We start from the raw sequence: 19,280 nt of genomic DNA on the forward strand, positions 1-19,280 counted from the left end.
TATGGACCCGGCATGCTTTATGCTGAAATTGCCATCGTGGTCGTCCTCATCTGCATTAACGGCCTTCTGTCGATGTCCGAGCTCGCCATCGTCTCGTCGCGGCCGGCGCGCCTCAAGACGATGATCGACCGCAACGTCAAGGGCGCCGGCCGGGCCCTGGCGCTCGGCGCCAATCCGGGAAAATTCCTGTCCTCGGTGCAGATCGGCATCACTTTGGTCGGCGTCTTGTCCGGCGCCTTTTCCGGCGCCACGCTCGGCGAGCGGCTGGCCACCTCCCTGGCGTCGGCCGGCATCCGCGAAAGCCTCGCCGATCCGCTCGGCGTCGGCATCGTCGTCGCCCTCATCACCTATGGCTCGCTGATCATCGGCGAACTGGTGCCCAAGCAGATCGCATTGCGCGACCCCGAACGGGTAGCCGTCAGGGTCGCCCCGGCAATGACCATCCTCGCCAGCGTCTCGGCGCCGCTGGTCTTCCTGCTCGATTTTTCCGGCCGCGCCCTCCTGTGGCTGCTTGGCCAGCGCGGTCAGAGCGAGGATAAGGTCACCGACGAGGAGATCAAGATGCTGGTCGCCGAAGCCGAGCACCACGGCACCATTGAATCCGACGAACGGCGGATGATCGCCGGCGTCATGCGGCTCGGCGACCGTGCCGTGCGCGCGGTGATGACGCCGCGCACCGAGGTCGACTGGATCAATCTGCAATCCGACGAGGCGGCCATCAGGAAGCTGCTGATGGACACCCAGCATTCGCGCCTGCCGGCCGGCGACGGCGGCGTCGACGCCATGATCGGCGTCGTCCAGACCCGCGACGTGCTGGCCGCAATGCTCGGCGGCCGCGCTCTCGACCCGCGCCGGCACGTGCGGGCCGCGCCAATCGTGCATGACCAGGCCGACGCGCTGGACGTGCTTGCGACGCTGAAGGAATCCGACGTGCCGATGGCGCTGGTGCATGACGAGTACGGCCATTTCGAAGGCATCGTCACCCCGGCCGACATTCTGGAAGCGATCACCGGCGTCTTCCGTTCGGATCTCGACGCCGGCGAAGAGGAAAACGCCGTCAAGCGCGAGGACGGCTCATGGCTGCTCGCCGGCTACATGCAGGCCGACGAGATGGCAGAGGTCCTCGGCATCGACCTGCCTGAGAGCCGCGATTACGAAACCGTCGCCGGCTATGTGCTGTCGCATTTGCACCATCTGCCGGCGACCGGCGAATGCGTCGACGCGCAAGGCTGGCGCTTCGAGGTCGTCGACCTCGACGGCCGCCGCATCGACAAGCTCATCGCCACCCGCCTGCCCGGCGGCCACCGCGAGGTCGTGCGCTAAGGATCGACGCTACTTATGGGCTATATGCTCGCGGCGACACCGCTCGCACAGTCAAAGTTGATTGGGAATACCGCCTATGGTCGACCAGCTTTTCGCCGACCCATATCTCGCTGCCGTCTACGATGCCTGGCACCCGAGATCTGCGCGCGACGACTATGATTTCTACCTGCCCCGCATTCTAACAGCAGACGCGGTGCTTGATGTCGGATGTGGAACGGGCACCCTCCTTCACGAGGCACGCCTGGCCGGACATTCAGGGCGGCTCTGCGGCATCGACCCAGCACCCGTCGTGTTGAATCGCGCACGAACGCGCGCGGATATCGAATGGGTTCTCGGCGATCTCCAATCGGCCGGCTGGACAGCCGAATTTGATCTCATTGTGATGACGGGGCACGCATTCCAGGCCCTTGTCAGCGACGAAGACCTGAGGGATTTCATGGCGGCTGTCCGACACGCCCTTGTCCCAGGCGGATGCTTCGCGTTCGAAACGCGGAACCCTTCGGTGCGGGCGTGGGAGCACTGGACACCCGAAAATGCGGTCGTCGTTGAGCTGCCTGACGGGTCGCTGGTGCAGATCACAACAGAGGTGATCGTGCCGTTCGATGGACAGACGGTGACATTCACCCACAGGTTCGGCGGAAAGCATCCGAGCCTTCCGCAAGTTAGTCGCAGCACCTTGCGATTCCTCGAGACGGACGCCTTATCGAGCCTGCTGGGGAACGCGGGGCTACGGATCGAACAGCAATTCGGCGACTTTGACGGCAGCCCACTTGGCCCTTCGAGCCCAGAGATCATCACGTTCGCGGCCAGATGAAAAGGAGCATCCGCTCTCCAGCCCTGCAAGCAACGACAACTCGCGGCCCCATTGCGGACGTGGAGCCGTATTTTGCGGCGGCTGCGACGCAGAAATGAGACTGCCGACCGTCAGCCAGGTCAAGCTTGGCAATCGCAGGACTCAGCGATCAATCGATTGCCTCGATGCCTTGTGCCCTCAGCCGTTCGAGATGGTCCATCATCCAGAGTGCCGGTTAGATAGACCCAGGCTGCCTGCTTTCGCGCGCCGTAGTTGGAGCTGTAACCGGCTTCGATCAGGTCTCCCGGTTTAAGATCGGCCCGCGTGCCGTGGTAGAATTGGCGCGGCTGGTCGGACGCTGTCATCGGCTCGCTACTCATCCTCGTCGTCCCAGGCATCATGGTGTCGTGGCGCGCACTATTTCATGCACGCCATCGAATCAAGCCTCCGGCCGCGCGGTTATCGGCCGTCCGCGCTTAGCGCTGCCGACACCCATTTCGGCCATACCGCCCGATGCGCGCTAGCGGTCGGCTGCCGGCGCGGTTATTATCGGCGCCTGCACCGTCGCTAACGTGGAAAGATGGATCTGCAAGCCTTCAGGGAACGATTGCGAAACCACAGCCGCCAGCCGGCTTGAGCCCTGCCCTGCAGGCGCTGTGGTGGGATGCAAAGGGCGATTGGGCTAAGGCGCACGAGTGCGCGCAGCAGCGCGACGATACGGCGGGCATGCACGTGCATGCCTATCTCCACCGCAAGGAAGGCGACCAGTCGAATGCGGAATATTGGTATCGCCGCAGCAACGCGGCGCCGTCGACCTTGACGCTTGACGAGGAATGGCAAGAGTTGGCAGGTACACTTTTGCAGCAAAGCTGACGCTTGCTCAGTCATCGTAAAATAGCCGGTCTTGCATCCACTCGCCGCGGTTTCAGCTGGCGCCCTGTGGCTTGTCCCTGTCGTTCCATTCCGCATTGCGCGCCCGCGCCTCTTCGGCGATCAGCTTGAACTCCCGCATCTTCGCAGCCTCGATGGCAAACGCACGGCTAGGCAAAACGCCGGGGTCCTCCTGACTGTTCTGAAACTGAAATCGGGCCTCCAGTTCGGCCCATATTCGCTCGGGTGCCGTATCCTTGCTGGCAAGCAGCGCAACGACCAGCGCCAGAGTCTCGCGCTGGGCGTTCAGCCGCCCTTCGATCTCTTCATTCGGCAATTCGGACATGCGGGTCGCTTCCAGTTTCTGGCTCAACGGCAAAATCGCACCCTTGTTCCGGAATCCAGCGACGGCACGTGAGCAATTCCGAAAACGCGAGCAACAGTTTTCCCGTTAACCGATAGGGTCCGACCGGGGCTGTGGTTCCGCACCGTCGACCCCTCCAGGTTGACAGCGCAGGCCCATCGATTTAAGTTCGCGTTAGTGGCCACTAACGCGAAACATTGGACAGCGCTCGGAGACTCGACGAGGCGCACGATATTCGAATTGTTGGTCGAACAGCCTTGTTCGGTCAGCGGACTTGCTCGTGTGCTGCCTGTAACCAGGCCGGCGGTCTCTCAGCACTTGAAAGTACTCAAGGATGCCGGGCTTGTGGCCGACACGCGCTCAGGCAAGGAACGAATATACCGTATCGATCCGGACGGCCTAGCAAGTCTGCGCGCGGAAATCGATCAGTTCTGGAGCAAGACCCTGGCGAGCTACAAACTGGCCGTCGAGCACCCAAAGAAGGACCAGCCATGAGCAAGCTTCCTGCAACCGCGCCCGTAAGGCATTTCGTCGTTGTCGAGGCACCTATCGCGCGTGCCTTCAAGGTCTTCACCGAGGATTTCGGGAAATTCAAACCTCGCGAGCACAATCTTCTTGCCGTACCGATCGCAGAGACGATCTTCGAACCCTGGGTCGGGGGCCACGTTTACGATCGCGGCGTGGACGGCAGCGAGTGCCGCTGGGCTCGTGTGTTGGCTTACAATCCCCCCAGCCGGCTGATTCTGAGCTGGGACATCAGCCCTCGGTGGCAGATTGAGAGCGACCTGAACAAAACCAGCGAATGGGAAGTCCGGTTCACGGCTGAGACGGAGAACCGAACCCGGGTTGAGATCGAGCACCGGAATCTCGAACGCCATGGCGAAGGCTGGGAGGGCGTGCGCGGGGGGGTTGATAGCGATCAAGGCTGGCCGCTGTACTTGCGGCGGTTCCACGACCTTTTCCCCGGTGCGACCGCCTGACACCGTTGGCGACTTTGAGGGCGTGACTGGCAAGAACCAATGGCGGAAACGCCGCCAAGGGAGATAGTCTCGGGACGATTCTGTACGTCTCTGGAGCGTTGGTCACGTTGGCCCTCATCCTTTTGACTGGATGGGCAGCGCTCAATTGACGTTGGCGCCACTTCTTGAGGCTACAGTTCGCGAGACTCGGCGGCTGACGCTATGAAACCTTCTGATTTTTAAGCCGTTATCGCCGGATGCCCGAGGCTAAATTTAAGCTGAAATCGGTTGACGGCGCCCGAACGCGCGATTCCGAGAAGTCGCGCCGCGAGAAACAATCGACTGTCGAAGTCGCGTCAGAGGTCGTCGGCCAGCCCGCGCCGCCGCCGGACGTCACCGAACCCGATCCTGAGCTGACACCTGAAGAGGCCGAGCGGGCGCGCAAGAGATACCTGCTTAAGCGCTTCTGGATCAGCGCGCGCGGTTACTGGGGCGGCAGCGGCGACAGGGTGGCCTGGCCGTTGACGATCGGGCTGCTGGTCCTGATCATCGCCAATGTCGGCTTCCAGTATGGGATCAATGTCTGGAACCGCGCAATTTTCGACGCCATTGAGCAACGCAATGCCCACACCGTATATTGGCTGAGCGCCGTATTCCTGCCACTCGTGCTCGGAAGCGCCAGCCTTGTGGTGGCACAGGTCTTCTTTCGCATGAGGATACAGCGCCGCTGGCGGTCCTGGCTCACCACCGCGGTCATTGCGCGCTGGCTCGCAAGCGGCCGCTACTATCAGCTTAACCTCGTCGGCGGCGATCATAGCAACCCCGAAGCCCGCATCGCCGAGGATTTGCGGATTGCCACCGAATCGCCCGTCGATTTCATCGCCGGTGTCATCGTCGCATTTCTGTCGGCCTCGACCTTCATCGTGGTGCTGTGGACGATCGGCGGCGCCCTGACCCTGACGATTGCAGGTTCGACCGTCACCATTCCCGGCTTCCTGGTCATCACCGCAGTGCTCTATTCCGCGATCACGTCCACTTCGATGGCGGTCATTGGCCGTCATTTCGTCCACCTCTCCGAGGAAAAAAATCAGGCGGAAGCCGAGTTCCGCTACACGCTGACGCGCGTGCGGGAAAACGGCGAGAGCATCGCATTGCTCGGCGGCGAGGAGGAGGAGCGCAGCGGCATGGACAAGACATTTGCCCATGTGCTCAGGCAATGGGCGCTCCTTGCAGGCCAGCACATGCGCACGGCGCTGGTGTCTCAGGGGTCGAGCCTGTTTGCGCCTGTCGTGCCGGTCTTGCTTTGCGCTCCAAAGTTCCTCGAAGGCAGCATGACACTTGGACAGGTCATGCAGGCTGCCTCGGCCTTTGCCATCGTGCAGGGCGCGTTCGGATGGCTGGTCGACAACTATCCCCGTCTCGCCGATTGGAACGCCTGTGCTCGACGCATCGCTTCGCTGATGATGTCGCTCGACGGGCTCGAGCGGGCGGAACAGAGCAACACGCTGGGACGCATAAAGCGCGGCGAGACCGGCGGCAATGCGATGCTCAGCCTGAACAATCTCTCCGTGTCGCTCGACGACGGCACCGCCGTGGTCAAGGAAACCGAGGTCGTGATCGAACCAGGCGAGCGGGTGCTCGTCGCCGGCGAATCCGGCTCGGGCAAGAGTACGCTGGTGCGGGCCGTCGCGGGTCTGTGGCCATGGGGCAGCGGCAGCGTCAACATCCGCGCCGACAGACGGTTGTTCATGTTGCCGCAACGGCCCTACATCCCGACCGGGACGCTTCGCCGCGCTGTCGCCTATCCAGGCGCCGCCGACAACTGGACGCTGGATAAGATCAAGGCTGCCCTCGACAAGGTGGGGCTCGACTACCTCAACGACCGGATCGAGGAGGACGCGCCATGGGACCAGACCTTGTCGGGTGGCGAAAAGCAGCGCCTCGCCTTCGCGCGTCTTCTGCTGCACCGCCCCGATATCATCGTGCTGGACGAGGCAACGTCGGCACTCGATGAGAAGAGCCAGGACAAGATGATGGAGATGATTATTCGCGAATTGCCGAAGGTCACCATCATAAGCGTAGCGCACCGCGCCGAGCTGGAGGCCTTCCACAGCCGCAAGATCACATTGGAGCGGCACAAGGGCGGCGCAAAACTTGTCAGCGATATCGAACTCGTCCCGCGCAAGGACAGACGGAACTTGCTCATGCGCCTTCTGAGGCAACGGCGCGCCAACGGAAAGCCAGCGCGACCTTGAGCAAAGCGGCGCTGCCCTACGCAAAGAGTGAGGCCGCCGGTCGGATCAGGCGGACCATCGCCGGTTCGAGTCACTGCCCGCATCTGGTCCTGAAAGCAGCAGTCGTGGTACCTTGATTCCGGGCAGCTGCTGCTGTCGGAACGTCGATGGCACGAGCGCATTTCCATGTCCGGTGCAACGCCGATGCAACCCGGGTTGATTTCAAAAGCCCAGATTGATTTCGAAAGCAAAGGGACCAGCAATGACAATCGCCAAGAACACGATCTGCCTTTGGTACGACAAGGACGCCGAGGCTGCGGCCCGCTTCTATTCCGAGATTTTTCCCGACAGTTCGGTGAAATCCGTCCACCGCGCTCCCAGCGACTACCCGTCCGGCAAGGCAGGCGACGTGCTGACGGTCGAGTTCACGGTCGCCGGCATCCCCTGTCTCGGCCTCAATGGCGGGCCCGCGTTTAAGCACAACGAAGCCTTCTCCTTCCAGATCGCCACCGACGATCAGCAGGAGACCGACCGCTATTGGAACGCCATCGTCGGCAATGGCGGCCAGGAAAGTGCCTGCGGCTGGTGCAAGGACAAATGGGGCATCTCCTGGCAAATCACGCCGCGCGTGCTGACCGAAGCGATGGCCGCCGGCGGCGATGAAGCAAAGCGCGCATTCGAGGCGATGATGGAGATGAAGAAAATTGACGTTGCAGCGATCGAGGCGGCGCGGCGCGGCTGACAGTCCTGCGGTGACCCGAAGCGGAAGTCGGTGCATCACCCGGTCCGGCCTTCCCGTCAGTCCATTTGCGGCGTGACTTCTGAAAGCAGCCAATCCCTGAAAGCCTTGACTTTGCGCTGACGGATCGCCTCCGGCGGGTAGACGAAATAGAAGCTGGAGGGGGATTTCAGGGCGTAGCCGAAGGGGCGGACAAGTCGCCCGGCGGCAAGGTCGGCCGCAACGAGCATGGTCCGGCCGAGCACCACCCCCTCGCCTTGTGCGGCCGACTCCATGGCAAAGGTGGCAGAGTCGAAGGTAATCCCGCTCTGCGGGTCCACGCCCTCGACCCCGGCGCTAGCCAGCCAGGTCGCCCAGTCGATCGGAAAGCTGTCACGGATCAGCGTGTGGTGTTTGAGGTCCTGAGGCGTGCGGAGCGGATGTGCACCCTCAAGAAGCTTTGGGCTGCACACTGGAAACACCTCCTCGCCGGTGAGGAACTCCGACGTGAGCCCCGGATAGTTTCCATTGCCATAACGGACGGCGACATCGATGCCGTCGCCGAGGAAGTTGGTCAGCTTCCCGCTTGTCGAAACCCGCACATCGACGTCGCCATGCGCACGGTGAAAGCGATAGAGGCGCGGCACCAGCCATCTCCCCGCGAAGCCATCGGAGGTGCTGACGTTCAATGTCGAGCTCGAATAGCGGGCTGTTGCTGCAGCGGTGGCGGTGGCCAACTGGGCGAGCGCCTCGCGCACCGCCCGCGCATAGGGCTCGCCAACGGCTGTCAGACTCACCGAACGCGTACCGCGCTCGAACAGCTGCACACCGAGCTGATCCTCAAGGTTCTTGATCGCCCGGCTGATCGCGCCGTGGGTGACATGAAGTTCCTCTGCCGCCTTGGAGAAACTCAACAGGCGCGCCGCGGCCTCGAAGCTCGGCAAGGTGGTGAGGGGAGGCAGCTTCCGGGGCATGGACCGAGACCTATGTGTGAGCATCGCTCACACATTGTCGCCGATAAGTCGTTTGTCGTCCAGGCCAGAAGCCGGCATGTTTGTTCGCGTAATCAGTCATTCACCGTCGCTGCAAAAGGCGAATTTGATGTGACTGATACTCTCGCTGACAAAAGTCGCGGGGCAACTGCTGAAACCAAAACTGCCGCCACTCTGGGAGAGCACCATGAACGCCAAACGAGTTGAACCGATCGTCGACGTCCTGACCGGCATGGCCGGCCGCATCCTCGCCTCGAGCAGCCGGCGCCGGACTGGGCGGCAGATTGCACGCTTCTCCACCCGCCGGCTCGAAGACCTCGGATTTGCCCGCGACTGGGACGGCTCGGTCTATCGGCCGTCGGACCACCGCTAGCCTGAACGAAAGCAACAGCGGACAGGCTCTTCGCAAAAGATCGCTGTCGCAAGGAATTAATGGAGAACGGACATGGCCACCATCCACCCATTCCTCTGGTTCAACACCGACGCGGAGCAAGCTCGCGATTTCTATCTCTCGGTCTTCAAGAACAGCACAGCGCTCCAGACCGTCGAATACACCGACTGGGTGTCCGGAACCAACAAGACGGTCCCGCATGCCATCTTCGATTTCGAGCTCGAAGGACTGCACCTCACTGCGCTCAATGCCGGGCCGCAGCCGCCCTTCAACGAGCGGCTCTCGCTCTACATCGAGACCAGGGACCAGGCCGAGACCGACTACTACTATGAGGCGCTCACCGCCGGCGGCGGCAGGGCACAACCCTGCGGCTGGCTCACCGACAGATACGGCGTCTACTGGCAGGTCATCCCGGAAATCCTGCCGCGGCTGAGTGCCGATCCGGACCGCGAAAAGGCCAACCGCGTCCGGCAGGCGATGTACGGGATGCGCAAGATCATCATCGCCGACCTCGAAGCCGCATATGCCGGCAAGGCCTGACCCTCACCGCAATCGCAACGAACGGAGAACCCTCATGACATCGCTCGTGGACAGGAAAGTCATCGTCGTCGGCGGTAGTTCCGGCATCGGTCTCGGCGTCGCGGAAGCTGCTCTCAACGGCGGAGCGAAGGTCGTGATCGTCGGACGCTCGCCCGAGAAACTGCTGGCTGCCGAACGGACGCTCAATGCGGGCCGCGTGACCAGCGTGGTCGCCGACATGACCGACGAAGCGGACGTCGCTCGCCTGTTCGACGAGGTCGGTCCCTTCGATCACCTCGTATCGACCGCCGGAACACTGCCGCCCGTCGATCCCATCGGCAGTACCGACATGGAGGCTGTGCGAGGCTTCGTCGATAACAAGCTGATTGGCGCCGTCATGCTTTCCAAGCACGCTGTGCGCACCCTGAAAGCCGGCGGCTCGATGACCTTCACCTCGGGAATAAATAAGGATCGGCCGCCGGTGCCGGGAGGCTCGGTCGTCTCCGCGATTGCCGGTTCATTCAGCTACTTCGCCCGCGCCCTGGCGCTCGAACTGGCCCCGACGCGCGTCAATGTCGTGTCGCCCGGATGGGTCGATACACCGATGTGGGACATTGTTGGAGAAGCCAAATCCAGCTTCTTTGCCGACATGGCTGCCCGGTTGCCATCGAGAAAAATTCCGACCGCTGCGGACGTCGCCGCCGCCTACCTCTACCTCATGGAAAGCGACTTCACGACCGGCGAGACGATCCGCATCGATGGCGGCCATAACCTGATCTAGCCGCCATTTGCACGCCGCCTGGATGGGTTGAGCCGGCATGACTGCTGGACCGGTGCACTGCTGCCGAAGGCGACGAACGCCGGCGGGTCATGCCGGCGCAATCGGGGTTTACATCGGCAGCCAGGTCCCTAGTTTTAGCGTTTCGCGCCGCGCACCTAAGTGTGTGGATGATCGAGGACGGGACCGTGAGCTCTGGCCGGCCCCTCGAAACTTTCAAAGGATGGCTATCATGACACAGGCCAAGAATGGCGACACCGTGCGCATCAATTACAATGGCCGCCTGGCTGACGGCACTCAGTTCGATTCTTCCGGCAACGAACCGCTGCAATTCACGTTGGGTGAAGGACAAGTGATCGCCGGTCTCGAAACCCATGTCGAGGGTATGGAGGTGGGCGCGAAAAGCACCGTCACCATTCCCGCCGAGGCCGCCTATGGCCCCCACCGCCCCGAAGCGGTCATGACCGTCGATCGCGCCCGCGTACCAGACAACATCAATGTCGATATCGGCGCTCGATTGCAGGTCAGAACCCCGGAAGGGCGCCCGATGCCGGTAACAGTCGTCGGCGTGGACGACACCAGCGTCAAGCTCGACGGCAATCATCCGTTGGCCGGACGCGATCTCGTGTTCGACGTTGAACTGGTCGAGATCGTTCAGGCGGCGTAGGGCACGGCAAAGCGCGTAACGGCCATGATTTTCGGGTGACGCATTTCGACCGGCGGTTCCGGCGGTGCGTCACCTGTTCGGAGGCAAAGACCGCGACGGCGGAAATCGTGTAGCGTGCAGCAACCCATAGAGACATTCGGCATCTGGAATGTCCAATTCAGCGTCGCAGGTTCGCGGACCTGTGGAAGGGTAGTGTCTCAGTTTGAAATTAAGACGACTGTCCATCGTAGTCAGGCGGTGGCGGCGTGCCTGGCCACCGAAGCTCGACTTCCTCGCAGGAGTCTTGCATGCGCATGACGCGGACGGCGTTGCCGATCACATCGGCGGGGCGCTTCTGGCCCCTAGGTCCGGTGGGCAATTGCTGCCTCCTGAATTGGCCAGCGCTTATACGCGACGACCCAGAGAATGATTATCATTCCCAACGGGACCACAGAGAGAAGCACCCACGCCCGAGACATTCTTAGTCGCCCAAACAGCACCCACGCGGGGATTGCTGTGAGGACTGTCAACAAGGCGAATGGTAGCAACTGAATCGGATCTGACATTGGGTGCCTTCCATGCTTTCCGCTGAGCACATAGGCGGTTTCGCCTAGACGAGCAAACCGGGATAGGCGCTTTCGCATATTTCAAATTTCAAACTGAGACACTACCTGTGGAAGACCTCGCTTGACAGCCGACTTCTCGTGACCGCAAAGTCCCGTGATGCGGGCGATTGGCTGGAATAGAATTGCGCGTGTCGGGGCAATCGTGCTGATGATTGGCACAAATGTTCCTGCGCCGGCACGTTCCGACTCGCTCCTTCTCACAAGCCCGTCCCAGCCGGCCAATGTCGGCGATGCGATGCTGGCGGCTGCCAATTATCATGATTCCGGCGACTATGATCGCGACCTGGCCGCTGTGGCGAAGCAGGCAGGCGACTGGGTCGTCAAGCGCGCAATGGAGGTGCCTCGCCCCGCACTGGTGCTCGATATCGACGAGACGGCTTTGGCCAACTGGGAAGTGATCACACGTGACAATTTCGGCCGCCCTATCGGCGGCGCCTGCGACATCGCAATCGACGGTCCCTGTGGCTGGGCCGCCTGGGATCAGCTTGCGAAGGATCCGGCGATCGACCCGGTGCTGGAGGTTTTCCGGCAGGCGCGAACGGCGAAAGTCGCGGTGTTCTTCATCACCGGACGTCCGGAGGACCAGCGTCAGGCAACCGAACAGAACCTGCAGTCGGCCGGCTATGCCGGCTACGAGCACCTTTACATGGTCCAGCCTGGGGCCAAATACGGTTCCGCCGCAGATTTCAAGGCACCCATAAGGGCCGAAATCGAAAAGGCCGGCTACACAATAATTGCCAATGTCGGTGACCAGCCATCCGACCTGTTCGGTGGGCATGCCGAGAAGCTGTTCCTGCTGCCTAATCCGTTCTACCGGGTTCGTTGACGGCCGGAACGGCACAAGCCCGGATCCTCGGCTCCTTGCCGAGCACCTACTAAGGTATCAAGACAACTTTGCCGGTCGCGCCGCGCTCCTCCAGCAGGCGATGTGCGTGGCTGGCCTGGTCGAGCGGGAAGCGGCCACCTTTGGTCACCACAAGCTGACCACCAGCGGCCAGATCGAACAGCTCCAAAAGGCCGTCACGGAGCCCGTCCGTAGACAGCAACGGCAGCAGGGCAAAACCCTTCAGCGACTGGTTGCGGCCGATCATCGCCTCCATCTCCGGGGCGCCGAGCGCGTATCTGCCGAGTGCTGCAAACACCAACTCTCCGCGAGGTGCCAGAGCCTCCAGCGCAACCGCCGTCAGCGGGCCGCCGACAATGTCGTAGATGATGTCAACGCCGGCGCCGTCTGTGGCTGCCCGGACGTGCACCGGCCAATCCGTGTTGCTGTAGTTGACGGCAGCATCGGCTCCCAGCGACAAAGTAAGGTCGAGCTTGGCCTTGCTGCCGGCTGCCGCGATGACACGGCTCGCGCCGGCGCGCTTGGCAAGCTGGACGAGCAACGAACCGACGCCGCCCGCGGCAGCGGCGACCAGCACCGATCTGCGGGCCGGCGGGCTTTGCCGCGATAGATACAATGCCGTCAGTCCTTGCACCATCAATGCCGTCGCGTTTTCGAACGAGAGCGAATCCGGCAAGGGCACGGCCAGGCTTGCGTCGATCGTCACATACTCGGCATAGCCGCCAAACGGGCGGCTCGAGGCGAACAACGGCGCGGCGACGCGCGTGCCGAGCAAGGAAGCGTCCACCCCCTGCCCAAGCGCCTCCACGATCCCGGCGGCCTCGACGCCAGGGATCATCGGCAGTTGCGGCGTCACCGCATAGCGATCCGCGCGCATCAGCACTTCGAAGAAATTCACCCCGGCCGCATGAACGCGGACCAGGACCTCGCCGGCTTGCGGCTCAGGCTTCGGCACCGTGACTATGTCGAGAACGTCGGGCCCGCCGAAGCGGCTCAGTTGAATGGCTCTCATCGCATGCACCGATCGCTGTTGGCATCGGCCGCTGTTTGCCACTATCTGCCTGGCTTCGACTACACACCAATTTGTCCGCTGCTGACCGGGAGGTGACCATGGCCAAGCCGATCAAGAGACTGCCGATGCTGCCGGCGGAGCGCGCGCTGAAAGTGATTTCGGGCCGCTGGAAGGCGGTCATCCTGTACCATCTCTTCGACGCGCCCCGGCGGCTGTCGGCGCTGCAGGCGCTGATGCCCGATATCACCCAGAAAGTGCTGATCCAGCAGCTTCGCGAAATGGAAGAGCACGGTCTCGTCCGCCGCGAGATCTTTGCCGAGATACCTTCGCGCGTCGAATATTCGGCGACGCGGCTCGGCCTCAGCCTCGAGCCGATCCTGCTGGCACTTTGCCAGTGGGGCCAGCATCACGCCGACGAGCTGAATGAGATGGACCGCCTTGCCGATTGCATCATCAGACCACGGCAAGCGCAGGACGCCCATGCCGTATGAACAAAAAGGGCGGCGCACGCGCCGCCCCAATGCTTGGGAGACTTAATCCTTGGGAGGACTGTTCGAACCTGTGCTCAGGCCGCCTTGACTTCCTCGGCGACGGCATCGGCCTGACGCGCCGTCTTCAGCACCCTGGCCCACCATGCAATGTCGTTGACCAGCGCGGTTGCCGCCTGGTTGAGGTGCTCGAACTCGTCGAGCTTCTTGTCGCCTTGCTTGACCGCAAGGAAATCGGCCCAGGAGATGTGTACGGCGGACTTCACCGGCGCCATCTGCAACTCGACCGCATGCAACCTCAGCTGCTCGACCGCGCGCGCGCCACCGACGCTGCCATAGCCAACGAAGCCGGCCGGCTTCTTGTTCCACTCGTTGGCGGCGTAGTCGATGGCGTTCTTCAGCACGGCCGTCGGGCCATGATTGTATTCCGCGGCGGTGAAGATGAAGCCGTCGAATCCGGCGACCTTCTTTTGCCAGCGCTGCGCCACTTCGTTCTGCGACGGCGCCCAGGCGGAGGATGCGACCTCATCGAAGAACGGCAGCGGGAAATCGCGCAGGTCGACGACTTCAACGTCGATATCGGCGTGCGACTTGGCGATCTTGGCAATCCATTCGGCCGGGACGTCGGCAAAGCGCGCGGCGCGGGTCGAACCAATGACGATGGCAATTTTGGGTTTTGACATAGAGGGGCTCTCCTTACGGGAATACTGGTATCGTTTAGATACCTGAGCTATATGAGTAACTGGCCGCTCAATGTGCAAGGAGGCACTTTTTTGTTACCAAGGCACCCGCACCGCACCGAGGACTGCCGCGCCATCTCGGAAATCCTGCAGCGCGTCGGCGACAAATGGACGGTGCTCGTCGTCGGCAAGCTTGGCAACGGGCCGCTGCGTTTCAACGAGTTGCGCAGCGCGGTCGGCGGCATTTCGCAAAAGATGCTGACCACGACCTTGCGCGGGCTCGAGCGCGACGGCTTCGTTACACGCACCGTGTTCCCGACCATCCCGCCGCGGGTCGACTACGAATTGACCGATCTTGGCTACGAACTGCTGGTGCCGGTCGATGCGCTCGGCGAATGGGCACGCAAGAACACCGAGCGCGTCAAGGCGGCGCGCGAGAAGTTCGACGCCGTGCACAGCTGAACCCTTGTGCTGCAAAGGTTTGAACCTGCCCGGGAGCCTCCGGATGAGCGCTACTGCTGTAACTGCATCTTGGTCTTCGGCAGCTTCTCGATCCGGTTCCATTTCGGGTTGGGACTGACCACCCTGCCGCCAATCGTGCAGGTCGTGGTCGTCTCCTTGCGGCAATTGCTCACCGTCGTGCCGCTGGTGTCGCATTTCGTCGCCGAGCAGATCTCGCACTTGGCCGCTTGCCCGTTGATGGTGCGGTTTTCCGACGTGCAGGTGGCGCCTGGATCGCCTTTTTTGACCTCGGCAAAAGCGCTTGCGGACGACAGGCAGAGCAAGGCTGCAAAGGCACCCGCCAGGGCAGCGTTCAGCATGTGTTGACGCATTGTCTTTCCTCCCAATATCCCGTCGGTCGCGCTGCAGGCGCGCATGCGGGAACCCGTTAGCCAAAGACCACGCGGTATCGCTGTCCGCATCCCCCGCGCGGGAGAGACGGCTGTTTAAATCCGTCTTCTGGAATCAGGCCGGGTCAGCCTTCGGCCGGAACCGCCTTCGGCTTGCCTTCGCCGTCCAGCGCCACCATGACGAAGTCGGCATGGGTGACCTTCTCCATCAGGTCGGAGAGATAGCGCTGCGCCCAGGCCTCGACCTTGAGCGTCATCGAGGTGCGGCCGACGCGTTCGACATGCGTATAGATGCACAGCGTGTCGCCGATCTTCATCGGCTTGGCGAAGGACATTTCCTTAACCGCCGCCGTCACCACGCGGCCCTTGGCGCGCTCGGCGGCGCGGATGCCGCAGGCGAGATCCATCTGCGCCATCACCCAGCCGCCAAAAATGTCGCCTGCCGCATTGGCGTCGGAAGGCATGGCCAGCGTCCTGAGCGTCAGATCGCCGATCGGCCGCCCGTCCGCGTAATGCACCATTTGGCCAATCCTCTCGAAGCCGATTGTCCCGATCCCGTATCGTCATGGCACGGGCAGGTCAACGCGCCACTGAACAGTGTCGCGGCCTGAGGTTCGGCTATCGGTCGACAGTGTTGAAAAGATGCTGTGCGGAGCGGGACGTAGGCATAGGCGTTGCCCTCGCGAATAACATGACCGATTCCTGGAAAGGGCAGGTGCATGCCTGCGACGAGCAGGCCATCCGCCGACACCATGTCGAGCACCTTCTTGCGTGTGGCGATTGCGGCCTCCTGGTCCACGTCGAAGGCGATTGCCCATTCCGGATGCGCAAATTGCAGCGCGGAGGCGTGAATTACGTCAGTGAAGAGCAGCAGGTGGTTGGCCCTCCGAACGGCCTCGCTGAGCCCCGGCTGGCCGCCTACTGGACAGGTTGCCGGGGTTCGAGCGCTCGGCGCAACGTCGGCGCCTCTTGCTCGATATGATCCCACAGACGGTTCGAGATCGGCCCGTGCGGCCGGTCGCGGCGGCGCGCCACCACCAACTCCTCGGTGCGGCCTGGCAGATGACGGCCGGCAACGGATTGCAGGCGTCCGTCGCGCAGCTCATCCTCGATCAGGAAGCGGGGCATGTGGCCCCACGCGAGGCCCTGCAGGATGATTTCCTTCTTCATCCCCTGGTCGGCCACCATGCATTGCGGCGCACCCTCGATCATGAAGTAGTCTTGTTGGGGTGAATGGCGGGCCGTGTCGCGCATGACACATTGGGTGAACGCGTGCATCTGATCCGGCGTGATGGGGTGCTTGATCCGCTCCGGTAGAAAGCCCGACGCCACTACTGGGACGAAGGGCACCTTGCACAGATCGATCCATTCCACCCGCGGATCGGTCTTGTCGATCCAGTGCAGGATCAAATCGGCTTCGTCATCGAAGAGGCGCTCCCACGGGCCGCCCACCGCCTCGAAGTGCAGATGCAGGCGTGTGCCCGGACACTGGGCGAAGAACCGTCCGAGCATGCCCAATGCCTGCGGACGCGGGCAAAGGTCGCCGATCACCACATGGATCTCGCTTTCTTCGCCCATTGACAGCTGAGCAGCATGAAGCCGCAAGCCCTCGAGCTCGCGCAGCAGCGATTGTGCCCTGCGATGGAACGACAGCCCTGCCTCGGTGGGGCGCACGCGATAGCCGCTGCGATCCAAAAGAACGAGGTCGAGTTGCCGCTCCAGCTTTGCAACGGCTGCGAACACAGCCGGGTGCGAGCGATGCAGCATGGCCGCCGCAGGCTGAAAGCCGCCGCAGCGGACCACGGCATCGAAGCATTGCAGGTCGTGCAGGGTGAATTCGGCCATGTCAGCTTCTATTACAGAGATGGTCCCATCTTTGTAATATCATCAAAAGCGCGCCGCAGCTAGGCTTTGCCACATTCAACGCTCCAAGAAGGAAGGTGTATTCACCCATGAATGAGCTGGATTTCGTGACCGTCGGCGATGGCACACGCATCGCCTACCGCATCGACGGCGACGCCGGGAAACCCGTGCTGATGCTGTCGAATTCCATCGCCACCACGCTGCGGATGTGGGACATGCAGGTCGGCGAGCTGTCGAACCATTTCCGTGTTCTGCGCTATGATTTTCGCGGCCACGGAGGGTCGAGCGTTCCGGCCGGCGCTTATTCGCTCGACCGGCTTGGCCGCGACGTGATCGAGTTGCTCGACACCCTGGGCATTGAACGCGTACACTTCCTCGGTCTGTCGTTGGGCGGCTTCGTCGGGCAGTGGCTCGGCATCCACGCGCCCGAGCGGATCGAGCGCTTGATCCTGAGCAACACCTCATCCTACCTCGGACCGGCAAAGCAGTTTGACGAGCGGATTGCCGCCGTGCTGCAGGCGCCGGATATGTCGGAAACCGCCGAGATGTTCCTGGGCAACTGGTTTCCTGCGCGTATGCTGGCGGCCAACGAACCCGTCATCGAAGAATTTCGCACTATGCTGCTGGCCATCGACCGGCAAGGCTTGGCTGGTCTGTTTGCGGCGGTTCGCGATGCGGACCTTCGCCGAACCATTGCGCTGATTTCCAGGCCAACGCTGGTGATCGCCGGCCGGCACGACACTGTGACAGCCGCCAGCCATAGCGAGCTGATCGCGGCGACGGTGCCGGGCGCGAAACTGGTTGTCCTGCCCGCGGTCCACTTGTCGAATGTCGAGTACCCCACCGAGTTCATGGAGGCCGTGCTTGGCTTTCTGCGCTGAGCTGGAGCACGACGGGGATGCTGAGTGAACCCCGTTTCGAACATCACCCGCATGGACCGCAACCTATGATGCACTAACGCGTAGCTCAGGCTAGACTGGGCAAGGTAGGTAGCTGATGGCGGCTGACATGGAACTTGGCTTTCGCCCATTAACGTCCGATCTATGGCCCGCACTCGAGAACCTGTTCGGTGACAGCGCCGTCTGCAGTCGCTGTTGGTGTATGTACGGACGGATCGGTCGTTCTTACCGAAAGAGACCCGGCGAGGAAAACAAGGCCGCGTTCCGGCAAGCCGTCCAGCATGGTCCGCCTCCGGGTTTGCTCGCTTTCGACGGCGATACGGCTGTCGGCTGGTGCCGGGTGACGCCGCGAGATGCCCTGCCCTGGCTCGATCGGCTATGGCAGCTCAAGCGCGTGGATGACAAGCCGGTCTGGTCCCTGTCCTGCCTCTACGTGCGAAAACGATACCGCAGGCGGGGCGTAACATTCCAGCTGATTGCGGAAGCACTGGAAGTCGCAAGGCGCGCAAATGCTCCGGCACTCGAAGCCTATCCTTTCGAGGCCGACGTATCGCCGAGTGCTTCCGGCAGCGGATATGCCTCCACCTTCGCGCGCGCCGGGTTCAGGGTCGTCGCTCGCAGAACGCCGGCCCGCCCGATCATGCGCTATGATTTCAAGCAGATTGCCGATCATCGCCTGTAATGCTTGGATCGCTTGTCGAGGAAGCTCAGGCACTTCGAAATGAAGCCGGATCGTTTTCAACTTTTGGTCAGAGGCACAACGTGGATTGGTTCCCACGACGCAAGCCGTTCTCGGGCGCTGCGAAGTCAGCTTTCCCATTCAGCATGTTGACCACCATGGCAGAGGAGGAGCTGACGCCCTTTGTCGACGACACTTACCGAACGACGTCCCGACATCTCATTTCTGATGGAGCGGTCATCTATATTCCTTATCGGTTACATTTTCTGCCAAGCGTGCGAGAGCATCACCTTGGCTTTTCATTTCCGTCGCATTGCCTGCTGACACGATCGACAGATGACTTTTTGCGGCAGAAATCAGCCAAGGTGATCCTGTCGCTGAACGAAAGTTGGAGCATCGCCTTCGTCGTTCTGCTGTTGGGCGAATATGTCGTCGAAATCGCCGAAGACATCTACGCCGCAGTACCTGATCTGGACGCTTCAGCCTATGCCAGTTTTGTCCGACAGAACCGAGACGTAATGCGTGCAATGCGCAGCAAGGCCACAAGCTATTGGAATGCCTATTACAGGCGTGCTTATCCCAACCGGAAATCCTATCCAGCCATTGCTGTCCTCAATCAACTCGATGCGTGGGCAAGTTAGGTCTTCATCAATCTTCTTGGCGCTGAAAGTCGAAATTCAAACGAAGTTGCCAGTCGCTTTTTTCACAAGCGATGCCGGAAGGCCCGGCGACGTGACGCATCTGCCGCGTC

The 19,280-nt window shown here is 62.0% G+C and carries 24 protein-coding genes and 1 pseudogene; 17 read left to right on the forward strand and 8 right to left on the reverse strand.

Going from position 1 to position 19,280, the window contains the following annotated elements; genetic code table 11:
* The first annotated feature begins 12 nt into the window (after positions 1-12).
* Both NKH28_RS21585 and NKH28_RS21590 read left to right on the forward strand, forming a co-directional pair.
* A complete protein-coding gene (locus NKH28_RS21585; RefSeq protein WP_352469792.1) occupies positions 13-1,323 on the forward strand; it encodes a hemolysin family protein in 1,311 nt (436 codons plus the stop codon).
* Between the two features lie 76 nt (positions 1,324-1,399).
* Positions 1,400-2,137 carry a class I SAM-dependent DNA methyltransferase gene (locus tag NKH28_RS21590; RefSeq protein WP_352819948.1) on the forward strand — a complete coding sequence of 246 codons (738 nt, stop codon included), beginning with the start codon at positions 1,400-1,402 and terminating at the stop codon, positions 2,135-2,137.
* A gap of 119 nt (positions 2,138-2,256) precedes the next feature.
* Here NKH28_RS21590 and NKH28_RS21595 read toward each other — a convergent pair whose 3' ends face one another.
* The gene (locus NKH28_RS21595) at positions 2,257-2,517 is read right to left on the reverse strand and encodes an NAD(+)--rifampin ADP-ribosyltransferase (protein WP_352933218.1); all 261 of its coding nucleotides are present in this window, start codon (positions 2,515-2,517) and stop codon (positions 2,257-2,259) included.
* 179 nt (positions 2,518-2,696) lie between these two features.
* Between NKH28_RS21595 and NKH28_RS21600 the strand changes: the two are divergent.
* Positions 2,697-2,989: pseudogene (locus NKH28_RS21600) on the forward strand (hypothetical protein).
* A gap of 52 nt (positions 2,990-3,041) precedes the next feature.
* On the opposite strand, the gene NKH28_RS21605 reads toward NKH28_RS21600, so the two are convergent.
* A complete protein-coding gene (locus NKH28_RS21605; protein WP_352980372.1) occupies positions 3,042-3,332 on the reverse strand; it encodes a hypothetical protein in 291 nt (96 codons plus the stop codon).
* A gap of 195 nt (positions 3,333-3,527) precedes the next feature.
* On the opposite strand from NKH28_RS21605, the gene NKH28_RS21610 reads away from it, so the two are divergent.
* From NKH28_RS21610 to NKH28_RS21625, 4 genes are all read left to right on the forward strand, one after another.
* On the forward strand, positions 3,528-3,845 hold the full coding sequence (locus NKH28_RS21610; protein WP_023678365.1) for an ArsR/SmtB family transcription factor: 318 nt from the start codon (positions 3,528-3,530) through the stop codon (positions 3,843-3,845).
* Positions 3,842-4,330: an SRPBCC family protein gene (locus NKH28_RS21615; protein WP_023678366.1), complete on the forward strand. Its 489-nt coding sequence runs from the start codon at positions 3,842-3,844 to the stop codon at positions 4,328-4,330. Before NKH28_RS21610 ends, NKH28_RS21615 begins: the two co-directional genes overlap by 4 nt.
* A 236-nt stretch (positions 4,331-4,566) precedes the next feature.
* Positions 4,567-6,564 carry an ABC transporter ATP-binding protein/permease gene (locus NKH28_RS21620; protein ID WP_352980373.1) on the forward strand — a complete coding sequence of 666 codons (1,998 nt, stop codon included), beginning with the start codon at positions 4,567-4,569 and terminating at the stop codon, positions 6,562-6,564.
* 247 nt (positions 6,565-6,811) lie between these two features.
* A complete protein-coding gene (locus tag NKH28_RS21625; protein ID WP_352450557.1) occupies positions 6,812-7,285 on the forward strand; it encodes a VOC family protein in 474 nt (157 codons plus the stop codon).
* Positions 7,286-7,341: 56 nt separating this feature from the next.
* On the opposite strand, the gene gcvA is transcribed toward NKH28_RS21625, so the two are convergent.
* The gene (gene gcvA / locus NKH28_RS21630) at positions 7,342-8,235 is read right to left on the reverse strand and encodes a transcriptional regulator GcvA (protein ID WP_352775091.1); all 894 of its coding nucleotides are present in this window, start codon (positions 8,233-8,235) and stop codon (positions 7,342-7,344) included.
* 205 nt (positions 8,236-8,440) lie between these two features.
* Here gcvA and NKH28_RS21635 point away from each other — a divergent pair, with 205 nt between their 5' ends.
* The 5 genes from NKH28_RS21635 to NKH28_RS21655 all read left to right on the forward strand — a co-directional run bounded on the left by NKH28_RS21635 (position 8,441) and on the right by NKH28_RS21655 (position 12,039).
* Positions 8,441-8,626, forward strand: coding sequence for a DUF1127 domain-containing protein (locus NKH28_RS21635; RefSeq protein WP_352567970.1), 186 nt, complete (start codon positions 8,441-8,443; stop codon positions 8,624-8,626).
* 72 nt (positions 8,627-8,698) lie between these two features.
* Positions 8,699-9,184 carry a VOC family protein gene (locus NKH28_RS21640; RefSeq protein WP_352980374.1) on the forward strand — a complete coding sequence of 162 codons (486 nt, stop codon included), beginning with the start codon at positions 8,699-8,701 and terminating at the stop codon, positions 9,182-9,184.
* Between the two features lie 34 nt (positions 9,185-9,218).
* Positions 9,219-9,944, forward strand: coding sequence for an SDR family oxidoreductase (locus tag NKH28_RS21645; protein ID WP_352775099.1), 726 nt, complete (start codon positions 9,219-9,221; stop codon positions 9,942-9,944).
* A 229-nt stretch (positions 9,945-10,173) separates the two neighbouring features.
* Complete coding sequence (locus tag NKH28_RS21650; RefSeq protein WP_352468461.1) at positions 10,174-10,608, forward strand: FKBP-type peptidyl-prolyl cis-trans isomerase; 435 nt, start codon at positions 10,174-10,176, stop codon at positions 10,606-10,608.
* 702 nt (positions 10,609-11,310) lie between these two features.
* Positions 11,311-12,039, forward strand: coding sequence for an HAD family acid phosphatase (locus tag NKH28_RS21655; RefSeq protein ID WP_352980395.1), 729 nt, complete (start codon positions 11,311-11,313; stop codon positions 12,037-12,039).
* A gap of 49 nt (positions 12,040-12,088) precedes the next feature.
* On the opposite strand, the gene NKH28_RS21660 is transcribed toward NKH28_RS21655, so the two are convergent.
* Entirely contained in the window at positions 12,089-13,069 is a 981-nt protein-coding gene (locus tag NKH28_RS21660; protein ID WP_352774310.1) for a quinone oxidoreductase family protein, read from the reverse strand.
* A gap of 98 nt (positions 13,070-13,167) precedes the next feature.
* Here NKH28_RS21660 and NKH28_RS21665 point away from each other — a divergent pair, with 98 nt between their 5' ends.
* Positions 13,168-13,560: a winged helix-turn-helix transcriptional regulator gene (locus NKH28_RS21665; protein ID WP_352450464.1), complete on the forward strand. Its 393-nt coding sequence runs from the start codon at positions 13,168-13,170 to the stop codon at positions 13,558-13,560.
* 74 nt (positions 13,561-13,634) lie between these two features.
* Here the strand turns inward: NKH28_RS21665 and NKH28_RS21670 are convergent, their stop codons facing one another.
* The gene (locus NKH28_RS21670; RefSeq protein ID WP_352469781.1) at positions 13,635-14,240 is read right to left on the reverse strand and encodes an NADPH-dependent FMN reductase; all 606 of its coding nucleotides are present in this window, start codon (positions 14,238-14,240) and stop codon (positions 13,635-13,637) included.
* Between the two features lie 90 nt (positions 14,241-14,330).
* On the opposite strand from NKH28_RS21670, the gene NKH28_RS21675 reads away from it, so the two are divergent.
* Positions 14,331-14,699 carry a winged helix-turn-helix transcriptional regulator gene (locus NKH28_RS21675; protein ID WP_352774308.1) on the forward strand — a complete coding sequence of 123 codons (369 nt, stop codon included), beginning with the start codon at positions 14,331-14,333 and terminating at the stop codon, positions 14,697-14,699.
* Positions 14,700-14,749: 50 nt separating this feature from the next.
* Here NKH28_RS21675 and NKH28_RS21680 read toward each other — a convergent pair whose 3' ends face one another.
* The 3 genes from NKH28_RS21680 to NKH28_RS21690 all read right to left on the reverse strand — a co-directional run bounded on the left by NKH28_RS21680 (position 14,750) and on the right by NKH28_RS21690 (position 16,933).
* Positions 14,750-15,070 (reverse strand): hypothetical protein, encoded by a 321-nt coding sequence (locus tag NKH28_RS21680; protein ID WP_352541039.1) that lies wholly within the window; start codon positions 15,068-15,070, stop codon positions 14,750-14,752.
* Positions 15,071-15,213: 143 nt separating this feature from the next.
* Positions 15,214-15,609: an acyl-CoA thioesterase gene (locus NKH28_RS21685; RefSeq protein ID WP_023678380.1), complete on the reverse strand. Its 396-nt coding sequence runs from the start codon at positions 15,607-15,609 to the stop codon at positions 15,214-15,216.
* Positions 15,610-16,006: 397 nt separating this feature from the next.
* A complete protein-coding gene (locus NKH28_RS21690) occupies positions 16,007-16,933 on the reverse strand; it encodes a LysR family transcriptional regulator (protein ID WP_352774306.1) in 927 nt (308 codons plus the stop codon).
* Between the two features lie 107 nt (positions 16,934-17,040).
* Between NKH28_RS21690 and NKH28_RS21695 the strand changes: the two genes are divergently transcribed.
* The 3 genes from NKH28_RS21695 (at position 17,041) to NKH28_RS21705 (ending at position 19,170) form a co-directional block, all read left to right on the forward strand.
* On the forward strand, positions 17,041-17,832 hold the full coding sequence (locus NKH28_RS21695) for an alpha/beta fold hydrolase (protein ID WP_352774304.1): 792 nt from the start codon (positions 17,041-17,043) through the stop codon (positions 17,830-17,832).
* Positions 17,833-18,052: 220 nt separating this feature from the next.
* A complete protein-coding gene (locus tag NKH28_RS21700; RefSeq protein ID WP_352980375.1) occupies positions 18,053-18,532 on the forward strand; it encodes a GNAT family N-acetyltransferase in 480 nt (159 codons plus the stop codon).
* On the forward strand, positions 18,532-19,170 hold the full coding sequence (locus tag NKH28_RS21705; RefSeq protein ID WP_352980376.1) for a hypothetical protein: 639 nt from the start codon (positions 18,532-18,534) through the stop codon (positions 19,168-19,170). The genes NKH28_RS21700 and NKH28_RS21705 overlap by 1 nt, the downstream gene beginning before the upstream one ends.
* The last annotated feature ends 110 nt before the right edge of the window (positions 19,171-19,280 follow it).

Origin of the sequence: Mesorhizobium sp. M1227 (assembly GCF_040318315.1) — a bacterium.
Classification (GTDB): Bacteria; Pseudomonadota; Alphaproteobacteria; order Rhizobiales; family Rhizobiaceae; genus Mesorhizobium.

What these genes read in the sequence shown, in the direction of transcription:
- NKH28_RS21660 (WP_352774310.1), bottom strand. Translation starts at nt 13,069, where the DNA reads ATGAGAGCCATTCAACTGAGCCGCTTCGGCGGGCCCGACGTTCTCGAC.
- NKH28_RS21635 (WP_352567970.1), top strand. Translation starts at nt 8,441, where the DNA reads ATGAACGCCAAACGAGTTGAACCGATCGTCGACGTCCTGACCGGCATG.
- NKH28_RS21655 (WP_352980395.1), top strand. Translation starts at nt 11,311, where the DNA reads ATGCGGGCGATTGGCTGGAATAGAATTGCGCGTGTCGGGGCAATCGTG.
- NKH28_RS21595 (WP_352933218.1), bottom strand. Translation starts at nt 2,517, where the DNA reads ATGATGCCTGGGACGACGAGGATGAGTAGCGAGCCGATGACAGCGTCC.
- NKH28_RS21620 (WP_352980373.1), top strand. Translation starts at nt 4,567, where the DNA reads ATGCCCGAGGCTAAATTTAAGCTGAAATCGGTTGACGGCGCCCGAACG.
- NKH28_RS21695 (WP_352774304.1), top strand. Translation starts at nt 17,041, where the DNA reads ATGAATGAGCTGGATTTCGTGACCGTCGGCGATGGCACACGCATCGCC.
- NKH28_RS21590 (WP_352819948.1), top strand. Translation starts at nt 1,400, where the DNA reads ATGGTCGACCAGCTTTTCGCCGACCCATATCTCGCTGCCGTCTACGAT.
- NKH28_RS21665 (WP_352450464.1), top strand. Translation starts at nt 13,168, where the DNA reads ATGGCCAAGCCGATCAAGAGACTGCCGATGCTGCCGGCGGAGCGCGCG.
- NKH28_RS21640 (WP_352980374.1), top strand. Translation starts at nt 8,699, where the DNA reads ATGGCCACCATCCACCCATTCCTCTGGTTCAACACCGACGCGGAGCAA.
- NKH28_RS21615 (WP_023678366.1), top strand. Translation starts at nt 3,842, where the DNA reads ATGAGCAAGCTTCCTGCAACCGCGCCCGTAAGGCATTTCGTCGTTGTC.
- NKH28_RS21705 (WP_352980376.1), top strand. Translation starts at nt 18,532, where the DNA reads ATGCTTGGATCGCTTGTCGAGGAAGCTCAGGCACTTCGAAATGAAGCC.
- NKH28_RS21680 (WP_352541039.1), bottom strand. Translation starts at nt 15,070, where the DNA reads ATGCGTCAACACATGCTGAACGCTGCCCTGGCGGGTGCCTTTGCAGCC.
- gcvA (WP_352775091.1), bottom strand. Translation starts at nt 8,235, where the DNA reads ATGCCCCGGAAGCTGCCTCCCCTCACCACCTTGCCGAGCTTCGAGGCC.
- NKH28_RS21700 (WP_352980375.1), top strand. Translation starts at nt 18,053, where the DNA reads ATGTACGGACGGATCGGTCGTTCTTACCGAAAGAGACCCGGCGAGGAA.
- NKH28_RS21670 (WP_352469781.1), bottom strand. Translation starts at nt 14,240, where the DNA reads ATGTCAAAACCCAAAATTGCCATCGTCATTGGTTCGACCCGCGCCGCG.
- NKH28_RS21645 (WP_352775099.1), top strand. Translation starts at nt 9,219, where the DNA reads ATGACATCGCTCGTGGACAGGAAAGTCATCGTCGTCGGCGGTAGTTCC.
- NKH28_RS21690 (WP_352774306.1), bottom strand. Translation starts at nt 16,933, where the DNA reads ATGGCCGAATTCACCCTGCACGACCTGCAATGCTTCGATGCCGTGGTC.
- NKH28_RS21650 (WP_352468461.1), top strand. Translation starts at nt 10,174, where the DNA reads ATGACACAGGCCAAGAATGGCGACACCGTGCGCATCAATTACAATGGC.
- NKH28_RS21605 (WP_352980372.1), bottom strand. Translation starts at nt 3,332, where the DNA reads ATGTCCGAATTGCCGAATGAAGAGATCGAAGGGCGGCTGAACGCCCAG.
- NKH28_RS21685 (WP_023678380.1), bottom strand. Translation starts at nt 15,609, where the DNA reads ATGGTGCATTACGCGGACGGGCGGCCGATCGGCGATCTGACGCTCAGG.
- NKH28_RS21585 (WP_352469792.1), top strand. Translation starts at nt 13, where the DNA reads ATGCTTTATGCTGAAATTGCCATCGTGGTCGTCCTCATCTGCATTAAC.